Source organism: Streptomyces vilmorinianum (genome assembly GCF_005517195.1).
GTDB lineage: Bacteria > Actinomycetota > Actinomycetes > Streptomycetales > Streptomycetaceae > Streptomyces > Streptomyces vilmorinianum.
Genome location: NZ_CP040244.1, coordinates 5,254,360 through 5,267,916 on the forward strand (window position 1 = coordinate 5,254,360; position 13,557 = coordinate 5,267,916).

The following is a 13,557-nucleotide window of genomic DNA, read 5'->3' on the forward strand; positions in this document are numbered from 1 at the left end:
CTCGCGCCACGCGCCACGCGCCACGCGCTGTTCAGACGGTCGCCGCGGTCCCGTCCGCCCGGGCGATCAGCATGTCGAGGAGCGAGAGCAGGGCGCCCCGGACGTCGTCGCGGGAGCGGGCGTCGAGCATGAGGATGGGGGTGTTCGGGTCGCGCAGGTGCAGGGCCGCTCCGATCTCCTCGGCGGTGTAGTGCTGTTCGCCGTGGAAGCAGTTCGCGCCGACCACGAACGGAAGCCCACGGCTCTCGAAGAAGTCGACGGCCGGGAAGCTGCGGTCCAGGCGGCGCGTGTCGACCAGCACGATCGCCCCGAGCGCCCCGTTCAGCAGGTCGTCCCACATGAACCAGAAGCGCTCCTGGCCCGGTGTGCCGAACAGGTACAGGACGACTCCGGCGTCGGTGAGCGTGATCCGGCCGAAGTCCATCGCCACCGTGGTGACCGACTTGGACTCGATGCCGTCGAGGTCGTCGACGCCGACCCCCGCGGCCGTCAGCCGTTCCTCCGTACGCAGCGGCTCGATCTCCGAGACCGTCTCGACCAGGGTCGTCTTGCCGACGCCGAATCCTCCGGCGATGAGGATCTTGACGGGGGCCGTGACGTCGTCGGCAGAGGTGTCATATCCGGGCAAGGTTGTCCCTGATTCTCATGAGCAGGTGGACGTTGGTGGTCGCGGCCGCCTCCAGGGGCGGCCGGTGGTGGATCAGCCCGCGGTCCGCGAGTTCGCCGAGCAGAAGCGTCATCGGGGTGAGGCGGATCCGCATCCGGGCGGCGATCTCGGCGACCGCCCTCCCGTTCGGCGGCGCGCACAGGGCGAGGACGGCCTGCCACTCGGTGGGCAGACCACTGTGGGCGTCCGCGGGCATCGCCGCCGTGATGGTGGTGTCCATGGTGAGGACGGTGGCCGCCGCGGCTGTACGCCCATCGGTCAGGGCGTACAGCCGCGTACGGCGCCGGCTGCCGCGCCGCGGCTCCCGGGACTCGTGCGGCTCGTGCGACTCCCGGGACTCGTGCGACTCCCGGAACTCGTGCGGCTCCCGCGGCTCGTGCGACTCGTGCGGCTCGTCCGCCATTACGAGCTCGGCGTCTGGGCGCGCTCGGGCGTGCCCAGCCACTCGCCGAGGGCCTGCGCGGTCCGTACGGCCTCCCCGCCCAGCTCGCCGAGGCGCGCCTTGCGGGAGGTCACCACGATGAGCGTGCTGCCCTCGCCGCAGCCGACGATGCAGAGGTAGCTCTCGTCCATCTCGACCAGTTGGCGGATGACCCGGCCGCCGCCGACCTCCCGGGAGATCGCCTTCATGGTGGCCGCGACTCCGGAGGAGGCGGCGGCGATGCGCTCGGCACGGTCCCGTTCCAGCAGGTAGGCGCTGAGCTTGATGCCGTCGTTGGACAGGAGCACGGCGCCCTGGATGCCGGCGATCCTGCTCAGGTTGTTGTCCAGGACGCTGTAGATCATGTCGTTGGGTGTCGTCGTCATGGCTGATCCCGTCGGAGCTCTTCTTCGACTGTCTGGGTCCCGTGTTCGTAGTCCGCCCAGGCATCGGCGACCTCTTCCGGGGTCGCCTTGTCCTGTACGACGGTCTCCTCGGGTGCGCGGGGCGCGCGGAGTTGCTCGGCGATGTGGGTCTGCGGGACGCGCTCGGGGAGGGCCGGGCGCGAGGTGCCGTCCGAGACGCCGTCCCGGGTGCCGTCCGAGCTGCCGGCCCGGGTGGCGGCGCCGACGGGCCGCTCGGGTGCCCGGTTCGCCACTCGGCGGCTCGGCAGACCGGAGCCTGTGTGCAGGACCAGTTCCGGCTTGCGCTCCTCCGGCGGACGCGGCGCGGGGACGGACGACGGTACGGGGAAGGAGGGTGGTACGGGCGCACCCGACGGCTCCCGCACGGGCTCCGTCCGCGAGTCCGCCCCCGACTCCGTCCGCGAGTCCGTCCGTACCAGTAGGTCCTTCGGCAGGATCACCACCGCCGACGTGCCTCCGAAGACCGAGCGGCGCAGCGTGACCGTGGCCCCCAGCTGGTCGGCGAGGTGGCCGACCACGAAGAGTCCGAGCCGGTGGGCGTTCTCCGCCAGGACGGAGTACGGCGGAGCCGAGTGCAGGCGGGCGTTCATCTCCTCGTAGCGCTCGGCGGAGACGCGCGGCCCGCGGTCCTCGATCTCGACGGACAGCCCGTCCGCCACGGCCTCGGCGCGGATGACGACCTTCGACCTCGGCGGGGAGAAGCGCGTGGCGTTGTCGAGCAGTTCGGCCAGGAGGTGACTGATCTGGCTGATCACGCGCGGCTCCACGCTGATCTCGTCCAGCGCCTGCCGCTCGATCCGCCGGAACTCCTCGACCTCCGCCGCCGCCTCGCGCAGCAGGTCGGCGACGCGCATGGGCTCGGTGTGCGGGTCGGGGATCTCGCCGTCCGCGAGGATGAGCAGGTTCTCGATCTGTCGCCGCATGCCCACCGTCAACTGGTCGGACTTCATCAGCTGGGCGAGGAGCGCTTCGTTGTGGCCGAAGGCGTCCTGGAGGTCCTCGGTGAGGCTCAGCTGGCGGCTGACGAGGTTTCCGGTGCGCGAGGCGATGCCGGCGGCGAACATGCCGAAGCCCTGGCGCTCCGCCGCGAGCTGCTGGTGTCCGTCCACGGATACGGCGACGACACGTGCGAACGCGTCGCTGATACGCCCCACTTCGTCCCGGTCTCCGCCGACCGTCGGTAGCGCGTCGGCCGCCACGCTCTGCCCACGCTGCAGTCGGTCGACGACGTCCGGCAGTGTCGTGTCGGCGACGGTCACCGTGCGCTCGTGCAGGCCGCGCAGGCGGCGCAGCACCGAGCGGGTGGTGAAGGTGACGACGAGCACGACGAGCAGCAGCGCACTGCCGCTTCCCACGATCAGCCAGGTGACCTCGGCTTCGAGCTCGGCCGCCTTGGCGTCGGCGCGGGCGACCACGGCCCGCGACCGATCGGCGTTGAGCGCGGCGAGGCCGGCGGCGAACTCCTGGTGCGCGGCCCGCCAGCCACCGACCTCGCGGGGCAGCCTCACACCCCCGGAGTCGAGGTCCTTGTGCTCGGAGACGACGGCGTCCTCGATCGCGGTCTTGGTACGCCAGGCGTCCGAGCCCGTCAACTGCGCGTAGAACGCTCGCTCCTCGGCCGGCAGATACGGCACGATCCACATGGCGTACAGGTACCGGTGGGCCCCGACGGCGTTGGCGAAGTCGGCGAACGCGGTGGGGCTGAGCTGCCTGGAAGGCCCGGCGAGGGCGAGGATCGTGTCCTCGCGGGCCACCATCTCGGATGCGGAGAACATGGCGACCATCGGCCGGCTCTCCTGGGCCAGCTCACCGTCCTCGCCGTGGCTGAACGCGTCCTGGTAGACGAGGACGATCCGGTCGATCACGCCGTTGTAGTAGGCGATCGCACCATGGGCGCCGCCGCTGTGGGCGTCGGCGCGCTCGCGGTACGCGGCCAGGTCGCCGAGGTCGCTCGTCACCTCCTGGATACGACCGCCCGCGTGCTCGGCCCCCTCGGGACCGGCGGGCACGACCGCGCGGAGCGCGGCCGCGGCCCGGTCCGTGGCGGCGCGCCGGTCCCGCAGGTCGGTCTCGGACACGGACGCGCCGGCCCACCGGGCGGCGGTCATCCTCCGCTCGGCCTGCAACTCGGTCATGAGCGTGTACAGGGGTGCGCCGTACCGCTCGCCGGCCGCCACGTCGGCGCGCAGGTGCTGCGACCGGTCAAGGAGCTGACCGACGATCACGACGACCTGGGCGCCCATGGCCAGGATGGGGACGACCGCCAGCCAGATGAGCAGCGTACGCAGGCGCACGGTACGCCGTCGACGGGCCGTCGACCGCGCGGGTGCGCCGTGAGGTTCTATGGAAGACATCAGCCCTCGGGAGCAGGGAGGCATGGGGACAGCCGCCGGCCGGACAGGTGCGCGATCCTGGGGTGCGGACTGCGGGGGAAACACCTGAAGCGACGTCGGCGGGATATGCGGAGGGATCATAACCAGCCACACCGAGTAATCGGAGGGATTGATTCCACCCTCGGTGCGTGGTAATGGGGCCGAGGGTGTTGCGCGCCGTTTGCCGTATCGGAACCCAACCGGTATCTGTTCGCGTACGGGTGTCGGCTCGTCAGCTCTCGGCCGGGCCGTCGGACGTTCAGCGCCTGCCCCACCACGATCGGCCCTGGGCCTGGCGGATGTCGGTCACCTTCGCGAGGCCGTCGCCGTTCGACGGCCCGCTGCGCGGCTCCAGATGCTTCAACTGCGCCCGCCACGGACCGTCCGCCATCTCCAGGTGCACGATGAGCGGCCCCTCGGGGAGCGGTACGGTCTCCCGTCGCTTGCCGATCTCGTTGACCACGTTGTCGTCCGTGGGCAGGGCCGTGGGGTCGTCGTGGCCCGCCAGTTCGTAGAGGTTGACGATGAGGTTCTCGTCGCCGCGGTAGTGGAGGGCGAGGTCGGCCGTTCCCCCGGTGTGCAGCAGGACGTCGGGGCCGCGGCACTCCAGCTGTTCCTCCGTCAGGCGCCGGGCCGCCGCCAGCGGCAGCACCCGGAGCTGCCAGGGGCCCTCCGCCTTCAGCTGCAGGCGCAGCCGCCCGTTCCCTGGGACCTGGGCGAGCACTCGGCCCTGGAAGTCCTCCTCGGTGCTGTTGACGAGGGTGTCCCCCTCCTTGTTGAACCGGGTGAGGGGCCACAGACCGGTGTACCCGTCGCCCCGGATGGCGAGTTCGACCACGACCGGCCCCGGCGGGAGCCCGTCCACGGTGATCACGTCGTTGTCGCGGCCGGTCTGCGTGTACGGCTCGAAGACGGCACCGAAGGTCCAGTCCGGCGCTCCCGCATGCGCCGGCACGGGATGCGAAGGCGGCTCGGAGACGGAGGCCGGGGCGACCGGGGGTGGGGTGGCCGGAGCCGGAGCGGCCATGGGCGGGACCTGGAACGGCACCGGAGCCGGGGTGGCCGGAGCCGGGACCTGGAACGGCACCGGAGCCGGAGACGGCGTGACCGGAGCCGAGGCGGCCTGGACCGGCGTCGGCGCCTCGTCCGCCACGTCCGCCACGTCCGCCACGTCCACGCCGTGGTCCGCCACCAGGCCGGCGAGGCCGTTCACGTAGCCCTGGCCCACCGCGCGGAACTTCCAGCCCCCCGCCCGCCGGTACAGCTCCGCGAGCACCATCGCCGTCTCGCCGCCGCCGTCGGTCACCTCGTACCGCGCGACCGACGTACCGTCCGGCGCGAACGCCTCCACCGACAGCCCGTCCACGTCCCGCATCGCGCCGCGCTCCGTCGACCCGACCACCAGGACGCGGACGATCTCCTCCTCGATCGCGGTGAGGCCGGCCTCCAGCCACACCGTGCCGTTCTCCTCCCCCATCAGCCGCACCGCGCCCGAGGGATGGACCGTCGCACCGTGGAACACGATGTCGCCGTCCCCCCGGACCCTGCCCTTCTCCGTCAGCAGCAGCGCCGCGACGTCCAGCCCGTTCCGCACGGCGATCCGCAGCGGCACGGTCGGAACGAAGGCATTGGCCCCCTTGATCATTTCCCCTCCCCGAAATCGATCACGCATGGATCTTGCGGCCTTCCCGGCCCGGGGGACAAGGCTTGCGGTGTGCCACGATGCCGTAGCCATGACCTTCATACGACACCTCCGGTCCATACGACACGTCCGTTCCGCCGCGCCGACCACCGCAGTCTCCGCCGGATTCCTCGCCGTCCTCATCGGTGTCACCAGCTCCGTGGCCGTCGTGTTCACGGCCGCCAAGGCCGCCGGGGCCACCTCCGCGCAGCTCACCTCCTGGGTGTTCGCGCTGGGCATCGGCATGGGCATCACCTGCATCGCCCTGTCCCTGCGCTACCGCGCGCCGATCGTCACGGCCTGGTCGACGCCGGGTGCCGCCCTGCTCGCCACCGGGCTGCAGGGGGTGACGATGGCGCAGGCGGTCGGGGCGTTCCTGCTGTCCGCCGTACTCATCGTGATCAGCGGGGTCACGGGCTGGTTCGAGCGGATCATGAACCGGATTCCGGTGCCGCTCGCCTCCGCGCTGCTCGCCGGGGTGCTCCTGCAGTTCGGCACCGAGCTGTTCACGCAGATGGAGAGGAACGGCGCCATCGCCGTCCCCATGTTCCTGGCCTATCTCGCGGGCCGGCGGTGGTTCCCCCGGTACGCCGTCGTCGCCGCGCTCGCCGTGGGCGTCGCGGCGACCGCGTGGCAAGGCTCCTGGAAGCTCGACGGCTTCGAGCTCACGCTCGCCGAACCGTCCTTCGTACGCCCGGAGTTCGACTGGCAGGTCCTCGTCGGTGTCGGTCTGCCGCTCTTCGCCGTGACGATGGCGTCGCAGAATCTGCCGGGTGTGGCCGTGCTGCGCAACGCCGGTTACTCCACCCCGATCTCGCCCCTGCTCACCTGGACGGGCACGGTCAACACCGTCCTCGCCCCCTTCGGCTGCTTCGGCCTGAACCTGGCCGCGATCACCGCCGCCATCTGCAGCGGCGAGCCCGCCCACCCCGACCCCCGCAGGCGCTACGTCGCGGGCGTCTGGGCGGGGATCTTCTACCTTCTGGTCGGCCTCTTCGGCGGAACGGTCGGCTGGCTGCTCACCGCGATGCCTCCGGCCCTGGTCCTCGGGATCGCCGGCATCGGCCTGCTCGGCACCATCGGGAGCTCCCTCACCTCGGCCCTCCTGGACGAGCGCCTCCGCGAGCCGGCCGTGGTCACTCTGCTCGCCACCGCGTCGGGGTTCACGCTCTTCGGGATCGGCTCGACCTTCTGGGGGCTCCTGGCAGGCGTTCTGACCCTCGCCGTGGGTGACCTGACCCGGCGCAAGCCCCCGAGGGACGCGGCCGCACTCCCCCGGCAGATCACGACCCCGGCGAAGAGGCCCTGACGTCACACCGAACGGACCGGCTCGGCCGCCCGCGCCAGGTGCTGCGCCTTCCGTACGTGTGACCGGCCCCGTCGAGGCCGGTCACGAACGCGTCGAGCAACGTGCGTCACGCGTCACGCGTCACGCATCCGCACCCGTATCCCCGTCCGGAGTCAGCCTCAGCGAGATCGAGTTGATGCAGTACCGCTGGTCCGTCGGGGTCGGGTAGCCCTCGCCCTCGAAGACATGGCCCAGGTGCGAGCCGCAGCGGGCGCAGCGGACCTCGGTGCGGACCATGCCGTGCGAGCGGTCCTCGATCAGCTCGACGGCCGCGCTGTCCTTCGGGTCGTAGAAGGACGGCCAGCCGCAGTGCGACTCGAACTTCTCCGTCGACGTGAAGAGCTCCGCGCCGCACGCCCGGCAGGAGTAGACGCCCTTGGTCGTGGTGTCGGTGTACTCACCCCGGAAGGCCGGTTCCGTGCCCGCCTGGCGCAGCACCTGGTACTCCGCCGGGGTCAGCTCCGTACGCCACTGCTCGTCCGGCTTCTCGACCTCGTACGACATGAGCTCTCTCCCTGATCAGTCGGAAAGGCGGGCCAGGATCCTCGGGCCGAGGTCCGTGACGTCACCCGCGCCCATCGTCAGAACGAGATCGCCGGGCCTGGCCATTCCCGCGACGACGTCCGGGACGGCCGCCTTGTCGTGCACGGCCGTCACGTCGGCGCCGGCCGCGCGGGCCGCCGTGATGATCAGGTCGCTGGTGATGCCGGGGATCGGGTCCTCGCGGGCCGGGTAGATGTCGAGGACCACGGACTGGTCGGCGAGGGCCAGGGCGTCGCCCATCTCCTTGCCCAGTTCCTGGGTGCGGGAAAAGAGGTGCGGCTGGAAGACGACCAGCAGGCGCGAGGCCCCGGCGGCGCCGCGCATGGCCTCCAGGTCGGCGGTCATCTCGGTGGGGTGGTGGGCGTACGAGTCGATGACCTGGACGCCCGCCGCCTCGCCCTTGAGCTGGAGGCGACGGCCGACACCGGTGTACGCGGTGAGGGCCTGGGCCAGCTCCGCCGGGTCGATGCCCACGCGAGCGCCGGCGGCGAGGGCGGCCGCCGCGTTGTGCGCGTAGTGGCGGCCGGGGACCGAGACGGTGAAGGTGTGCCGGACGCCGTCGAGGAGGACGACGACCTGGCTCGTCATGCCGTTCGGGGTGATGGAGAGGATCCGGGCGTCGGAGTCCTCGGACTCGCCGACCGTGATCACGTTCAGGTCCGCGCGGCCGGCGACCCGGGCGGCCAGCTCGCGGGCGCCCGCGTGCTCACCGACGACCAGGGTGCCGCCGGGGCGGATCTTGGCGGTGAAGGCCTCGAAGGACTCGTAGATCTCGTCCATCGACGCGTAGTTCGCGTGGTGGTCCAGCTCGACGTTGAGGACGATCGCGACCTCGGGGTCGTACTTCTGGAAGCTGCGGTCGCTCTCGTCGGCCTCGGCGACGAAGACCGCCCCCTCGCCGTGCCGGGCGTTGGTGCCGGGGCCCGCGAGGTCGCCGCCGATGGCGTACGAGGGGTCCAGGCCGAGCTCGGTGAGCGCGACGGCCAGCATGGAGGTGGTCGTGGTCTTGCCGTGCGTACCGGCGACCGCGATCGCGCGCAGGCCGTCCATGAGGGAGGCGAGCGCGTCGGAGCGGTGGACCACCGGGATGCCCAGCTCGGCGGCGCGGGCCAGCTCCGGGTTGTCGGCGCGGATGGCGCTGGAGACGACCACGGCGGAGGCGTCGTCGGCGAGGTGGGCGGCGGCGTGCCCGATGTGCACCGTGACGCCGAGCGCCCGCAGCGCCTCGGCGGTCGCGGACTCCTTCGCGTCGCTGCCGGCCACCTTCGCCCCGCGTTGGGCCAGGATCTTGGCGATGCCCGACATTCCGGCACCGCCGATGCCGATGAAGTGCGGCCGTTCCATGGCGGCAGGGATGGCGGGTGCCATGTGGATCTCTCCCCGGGGTGCGACGTACAGGAGGTGCCCAGCCTAGTGGCTCCTTCCGACACCCCCGGGCGCCGCGCCCCGGGCGCCGCGCCCCGGGCGCCGCTCCGAGCCCCGCGCCGCACCCTGCGCCGCGCCCCGCGCCCGCCCGGGGCCAGGGCGCGGTGCCCGCGCTGCTCGGTCACTCGCTGTGCGCGAAGAGTTTCAGGACCGGTACGCCGACCTTGTGACGTGCCCGCGAGGCCCAGTCCCGGTGGAAGAACTCCTCCACGTAGTGCGGGGCCGTCAGGACGATCACCTCGTCGGCGTCCGACTCGTCGACGACGGCCTTCATCTTGTTGAGGGGATGGTCCTCGACGACCTGGCCGACCGCCTCGCAGCCGACGTCCCGCAAGGCCTGGAGCGAGTGCTCCAGAGCCGCCTCGGCGGGGAGGCGGGCGGCCTTGCCCTCGGGCTCCTCGCCCTCGTGGGCCGCTTCCTTCAGTTCGCCCAGGGCGACGTCGTCGATGGCGCGCAGCAGCACATCTGCCTGGTCACCGCGCGGCTGCATCAGCACGATGAAGGACACGGGCTCGTCACCGTGCAGGGTCGTGACGAATTCCACGTCGACGGACGTCAGGGGCTTCTCGATCATCAAAACGCTTGTGAACACCTCAGGAGCCCTTCTGCGGAAACCATCCTTCCCCGTGCGCCCACGGGGTCTGCAGGGTAAGTGTGCCCAGCGGAAGCTAACCGGAACGACAAATTCCGGTGACTTCAGATCCGACGGTAGCGGGTGTAGAGGAACCCGGCCTCTTCCAGCACGGACGCCATGGCGAAGCGCTGCGGGACGGCCACCGGAGGGCCCCCCGCGATCCGCTGCGCGGTGCCCGCCGTCATCGTCGGCGAGACCGTCAGGCACAGCTCGTCGAGCACCTCGGCCGCCACGAACTGACCGAGCAGCCGGGGGCCTCCCTCGGTCAGCTGGCGCCGCAGGCCGCGCTCCGCGAGCGCCGCCACCGCCCGGGCCGGCTCCACTCCGGGGCCGTCGCCCGCGATCACCACCTCCGCGCCCGCCTTCCCGGCCGCGTGCACGCTCTCGGCGGGCGCCGCGGCGCCGGTCAGGACCAGCGTCGGCACCAGCGGCTCGGTGAACAGCGGCAGCGAGAAGTCGAGGTCCAGGGAGGCGCTGACCACGGCGATCACCGGGGCCGGTCCCTGACCGGCGGCCGCCCGGCGCGCCGCGAAGGCCTCCCGCGCGCGGGCCGGCCGGTACTCCTCCTGGCGTACGGTCTGCGCCCCCACCACGATCACGTCGGCCAGGCCGCGCAGCGTGCCGAAGATCCGCATGTCGGTGTCCGAGGAGAGGGGCTGGGAGCGGCCCTCGTGCTGTCCGGCGCCGTCGAGCGAGGAGACCATGTTGGCGCGCAGCCACACGCCGCCCGGGGGCAGCTCCGGGTACGCGTAGGCGTCGGCCAGCTCGTCGAGGGACCACTCCCGGTCCCCGGCACCGGCGTCGTCGGCTGTCATGTCCGTCACAGGGAACAGGCGTCGCATCCTCGCAGTCTGACACGGCGCTTACAGTGGGGAACTGTGTCGACCCGTGCCTCCCATGCCTCCCGCGCCCCGCGCGCCATAACCGAAGCGGCTTCCACCGAAGCGGTTCCGGTCTCCCTCTGCGCCCGGGAGCCCCGTGTCCCCGCCGACCGCCTCGTCGCGGAGATGGTGCCGCCGCCGCGGTTCGACTCGGTGCGCTTCGACACGTACATCCCCGACCCGAACCAGCCGAGCCAGACCGACGCGGTCAAGGCCCTGAGCTCGTTCGCCGAGGGGCTCGGCGGCGCCCACGCCACCGGCGCCGGCAAGCGCCCGGCCCTCAGCCGCTGGTTCGCGAAGAAGCCGGCCGCCCCGGCCGGTCCCCGCGGGATCTACCTCGACGGCGGCTACGGCGTCGGCAAGACCCACCTGCTGGCCTCCCTCTGGCACGCGACGCCCGCCGAGCCGGGGCTGAAGGCCTTCGGCACGTTCGTGGAGCTGACCAACCTCGTCGGCGCGCTCGGCTTCCAGCAGACCGTGCAGACCCTCAGCGGGCACCGGCTGCTCTGCATCGACGAATTCGAGCTGGACGACCCGGGCGACACCGTCCTCGTCTCCTCCCTGCTCAGCAGGCTCGTCGAGTCGGGTGTCGCGCTGGCCGCCACCTCCAACACGCTGCCGGGCAAGCTGGGCGAGGGCCGTTTCGCCGCCGCCGACTTCCTGCGCGAGATCCAGGGCCTCTCGGCCCACTTCCGCCCGCTGCGGATCGACGGCGAGGACTACCGCCACCGCGGGCTGCCCGAGGCGCCCGCCCCGTACTCCGACGAACAGGTGACGAAGGCGGCGTACGCGACCCCGGGCGCCTCGCTCGACGACTTCCCGCACCTGCTCGACCACCTGGCCAAGGTCCACCCCAGCCGGTACGGCGCGCTCACGGACTCGCTGAGCGCGGTCTGCCTGACCGACGTCCAGGCGGTCCCCGACCAGTCCACGGCGCTGCGGCTCGTCGTCCTCGCCGACCGGCTGTACGACCGCGAGGTCCCGGTGCTCGCCTCCGGCCTCCCCTTCGACCGGCTGTTCAGTGAAGAGATGCTGAAGGGCGGGTACCGCAAGAAGTACTTCCGGGCGATCTCGCGGCTCACCGCGCTCGCTCGCGACGCAAAGGGGTTGGTGGCGCAGTAGGTTGGGGCCATACCCGATCGAAAGGGATTCACCATGGCCGCAACGCGCTCCGCTCACGCCGTCTGGGAGGGCGACCTCCTCAAGGGCTCCGGCGTCGTCACCCTCGACTCCTCCGGCCTCGGCTCGTACGACGTCTCCTGGCCGGCCCGCACCGAGGAGCCGAACGGCAAGACCAGCCCGGAAGAGCTGATCGCCGCCGCGCACTCCTCCTGCTTCAACATGGCGTTCTCCAACATCCTGGCCAAGGCCGGCAACGCGCCGACCCGCCTGGAGACCAAGGCCGACGTCACCTTCGTGCCGGGCCAGGGCATCACGGGCAGCCACCTCACCGTGCGCGGCGAGGTCCCGGGCCTGGACGCGGACGAGTTCCAGTCCCTGGCCGAGGACGCCAAGAAGAACTGCCCCGTGAGCCAGGCTTTGGCGGGAACGACGATCACGCTCACCGCCGAACTCGTCTGATCGCCTGATCCCTCGCGTCCCATGAGGCCGTGTCGACCCGCATGGTTCACGTGTCACCACAGTGCGTGATACACACATGCGGGTCACACGTCGCACGTCATCTTCTTGCCTGTCCGCCAACAGGGGAGCTGTTGCCTCATGTCCGCAACACGACGTCAGATCCTGTCCCGCACCGGCGCGTCCGTCGCCGGCATCGCCTTCTCGGGCGCGCTCGGCGAGCTCTTCGCGGGCAGCGCCGCGGCGAGGGAACGAGCCGGTTACGGCCCGCTGATCCCGGACCCCGCCGGTCTCCTCGACCTTCCCGAGGGCTTCCGCTACAAGGTCCTCTCCCGCCAGGGCGACCCCCTCCGCTCCGGCGAGGGTCTCGTCCCCAGCAACCACGACGGCATGGGCGCCTTCGCCGGTCGCCGCGGCCGCGTGCACCTGGTCCGCAACCACGAGAACCGGGTCACCGGCAAGATCGGCGTCCCGACCGTCGAGGGGCTGACGTACGACCCCGCCGCGAAGGGCGGCTGTACGGCGCTCGAACTCGACGGCCGCGGCAACGTCCTCGGCGAGCGCGTCGCCATCGCCGGCACGGCCGTCAACTGCGCGGGCGGGCCCACGCCTTGGGGCACCTGGCTCACCTGCGAGGAGACCGAGGACAAGGCCGGCACCAACGGCTACACCAAGGACCACGGCTTCATCTTCGAGGTCGACGGCGCCGACCCGCACCGCACCGGAGCCGTACCGCTCACCGCCATGGGCCGCTTCCAGCACGAGGCGATCGCCGTCGACCCGCGCAGCGGGATCGTGTACGAGACGGAGGACGCCTTCCAGAAGCCCTTCGGCCTCTTCTACCGCTTCCTGCCCGAGAAGCCGCTCGGCGGCCACGGTTCGCTGCGCGCGGGCGGGGCCTTGGAGGCCATGCGGGTGCCGGGCGTGCCCGACCTGTCCGTGATCCAGGAGACCGGCGCGCGCTTCGACGGCGTCGAGTGGGTACCCGTACCCGATCCGCTGGCGGCCGAGACGCCCATCAGGCTGCAGGACTTCGGGCCGAAGGGCATCACGCACGCGCAGAAGCTGGAGGGCTGCTACTGGGGTGGCGGGTCGGTCTACTTCGTCTCGTCCTTCGCCCGCACCGGCGACGGCTCGGGCGCGACCCACTTCGGCCAGGTGTGGAAGTACGAGCCGTACCGGCGCCGTCTCACGCTCGTCGTCGTCTTCGGACCGAGCACGGACATCCAGCTGCCGGGCGAGTCGCCGGACAACATCTGTCTCGCCCCGAGCGGCGGCCTGATGGTCAGCGAGGACGGCGACGGCGCGCAGCACGTCTACGGCGTGAGCCGGAAGGGCGAGGTGTACGCGGTGGCACGCGGGGCGCAGAACATCGGGACCCCGGAGGCCCCGGAGTGGGGTGAGTTCGCGGGTGTCACGTTCTCCCCGGACGGGCGGACGATGTACGTCAACTGCTATACGCCCGGTACGACGTTCGCGGTGACGGGCCCGTGGTGCTGACTCGTGGTGCCGGCTCGTGGTGCTGACGTAGGCGCGTAACGGACCGGCAACCCGCCGAAAACGATCTCCTGCGTCAATGCAG

At 71.7% G+C, this 13,557-nt stretch carries 13 protein-coding genes; 4 read left to right on the plus strand and 9 right to left on the minus strand.

All coding sequences use genetic code 11. The features are described 5' to 3' along the window. Nucleotides 1-31: 31 nt before the first annotated feature. From FDM97_RS24480 to FDM97_RS36910, 5 genes are all read right to left on the minus strand, one after another. Complete coding sequence (locus tag FDM97_RS24480; RefSeq protein ID WP_137992643.1) at nucleotides 32-628, minus strand: GTP-binding protein; 597 nt, start codon at nucleotides 626-628, stop codon at nucleotides 32-34. Next, on the minus strand, nucleotides 615-1,070 hold the full coding sequence (locus tag FDM97_RS24485; RefSeq protein WP_137992644.1) for a DUF742 domain-containing protein: 456 nt from the start codon (nucleotides 1,068-1,070) through the stop codon (nucleotides 615-617). Before FDM97_RS24485 ends, FDM97_RS24480 begins: the two co-directional genes overlap by 14 nt. Then, a complete protein-coding gene (locus tag FDM97_RS24490) occupies nucleotides 1,070-1,474 on the minus strand; it encodes a roadblock/LC7 domain-containing protein (protein WP_137992645.1) in 405 nt (134 codons plus the stop codon). Before FDM97_RS24490 ends, FDM97_RS24485 begins: the two co-directional genes overlap by 1 nt. Beyond that, a complete protein-coding gene (locus FDM97_RS24495) occupies nucleotides 1,471-3,807 on the minus strand; it encodes a sensor histidine kinase (protein WP_254705744.1) in 2,337 nt (778 codons plus the stop codon). Before FDM97_RS24495 ends, FDM97_RS24490 begins: the two co-directional genes overlap by 4 nt. 337 nt (nucleotides 3,808-4,144) lie before the next feature. Then, a complete protein-coding gene (locus FDM97_RS36910; RefSeq protein ID WP_137992647.1) occupies nucleotides 4,145-5,530 on the minus strand; it encodes a TerD family protein in 1,386 nt (461 codons plus the stop codon). A gap of 88 nt (nucleotides 5,531-5,618) precedes the next feature. Between FDM97_RS36910 and FDM97_RS24505 the strand changes: the two genes are divergently transcribed. Further along, entirely contained in the window at nucleotides 5,619-6,875 is a 1,257-nt protein-coding gene (locus FDM97_RS24505) for a benzoate/H(+) symporter BenE family transporter (RefSeq protein ID WP_137992648.1), read from the plus strand. Nucleotides 6,876-6,995: 120 nt separating this feature from the next. Here FDM97_RS24505 and msrB read toward each other — a convergent pair whose 3' ends face one another. From msrB to FDM97_RS24525, 4 genes are all read right to left on the minus strand, one after another. Beyond that, nucleotides 6,996-7,418, minus strand: a complete 423-nt coding sequence (msrB, locus tag FDM97_RS24510; RefSeq protein ID WP_137992649.1) for a peptide-methionine (R)-S-oxide reductase MsrB — start codon at nucleotides 7,416-7,418, stop codon at nucleotides 6,996-6,998. A 15-nt stretch (nucleotides 7,419-7,433) separates the two neighbouring features. Then, nucleotides 7,434-8,825, minus strand: coding sequence for a UDP-N-acetylmuramate--L-alanine ligase (murC, locus tag FDM97_RS24515; RefSeq protein WP_137992650.1), 1,392 nt, complete (start codon nucleotides 8,823-8,825; stop codon nucleotides 7,434-7,436). A gap of 178 nt (nucleotides 8,826-9,003) precedes the next feature. After that, nucleotides 9,004-9,474 (minus strand): indole-3-glycerol phosphate synthase, encoded by a 471-nt coding sequence (locus tag FDM97_RS24520; protein WP_137992651.1) that lies wholly within the window; start codon nucleotides 9,472-9,474, stop codon nucleotides 9,004-9,006. Between the two features lie 104 nt (nucleotides 9,475-9,578). Further along, on the minus strand, nucleotides 9,579-10,358 hold the full coding sequence (locus FDM97_RS24525; protein WP_137992652.1) for a pyrimidine reductase family protein: 780 nt from the start codon (nucleotides 10,356-10,358) through the stop codon (nucleotides 9,579-9,581). Between the two features lie 78 nt (nucleotides 10,359-10,436). Between FDM97_RS24525 and zapE the strand changes: the two genes are divergently transcribed. The 3 genes from zapE to FDM97_RS24540 all read left to right on the plus strand — a co-directional run bounded on the left by zapE (nucleotide 10,437) and on the right by FDM97_RS24540 (nucleotide 13,475). Beyond that, nucleotides 10,437-11,519: a cell division protein ZapE gene (zapE, locus tag FDM97_RS24530; protein ID WP_137995008.1), complete on the plus strand. Its 1,083-nt coding sequence runs from the start codon at nucleotides 10,437-10,439 to the stop codon at nucleotides 11,517-11,519. Nucleotides 11,520-11,552: 33 nt separating this feature from the next. Continuing rightward, entirely contained in the window at nucleotides 11,553-11,978 is a 426-nt protein-coding gene (locus FDM97_RS24535; protein ID WP_137992653.1) for an OsmC family protein, read from the plus strand. A 138-nt stretch (nucleotides 11,979-12,116) separates the two neighbouring features. Continuing rightward, a complete protein-coding gene (locus tag FDM97_RS24540; protein ID WP_137992654.1) occupies nucleotides 12,117-13,475 on the plus strand; it encodes an alkaline phosphatase PhoX in 1,359 nt (452 codons plus the stop codon). The last annotated feature ends 82 nt before the right edge of the window (nucleotides 13,476-13,557 follow it).

What these genes read in the sequence shown, in the direction of transcription:
- FDM97_RS24485 (WP_137992644.1), bottom strand. Translation starts at nt 1,070, where the DNA reads ATGGCGGACGAGCCGCACGAGTCGCACGAGCCGCGGGAGCCGCACGAG.
- FDM97_RS24490 (WP_137992645.1), bottom strand. Translation starts at nt 1,474, where the DNA reads ATGACGACGACACCCAACGACATGATCTACAGCGTCCTGGACAACAAC.
- FDM97_RS36910 (WP_137992647.1), bottom strand. Translation starts at nt 5,530, where the DNA reads ATGATCAAGGGGGCCAATGCCTTCGTTCCGACCGTGCCGCTGCGGATC.
- FDM97_RS24505 (WP_137992648.1), top strand. Translation starts at nt 5,619, where the DNA reads ATGACCTTCATACGACACCTCCGGTCCATACGACACGTCCGTTCCGCC.
- msrB (WP_137992649.1), bottom strand. Translation starts at nt 7,418, where the DNA reads ATGTCGTACGAGGTCGAGAAGCCGGACGAGCAGTGGCGTACGGAGCTG.
- murC (WP_137992650.1), bottom strand. Translation starts at nt 8,825, where the DNA reads ATGGCACCCGCCATCCCTGCCGCCATGGAACGGCCGCACTTCATCGGC.
- FDM97_RS24525 (WP_137992652.1), bottom strand. Translation starts at nt 10,358, where the DNA reads ATGCGACGCCTGTTCCCTGTGACGGACATGACAGCCGACGACGCCGGT.
- FDM97_RS24535 (WP_137992653.1), top strand. Translation starts at nt 11,553, where the DNA reads ATGGCCGCAACGCGCTCCGCTCACGCCGTCTGGGAGGGCGACCTCCTC.
- FDM97_RS24540 (WP_137992654.1), top strand. Translation starts at nt 12,117, where the DNA reads ATGTCCGCAACACGACGTCAGATCCTGTCCCGCACCGGCGCGTCCGTC.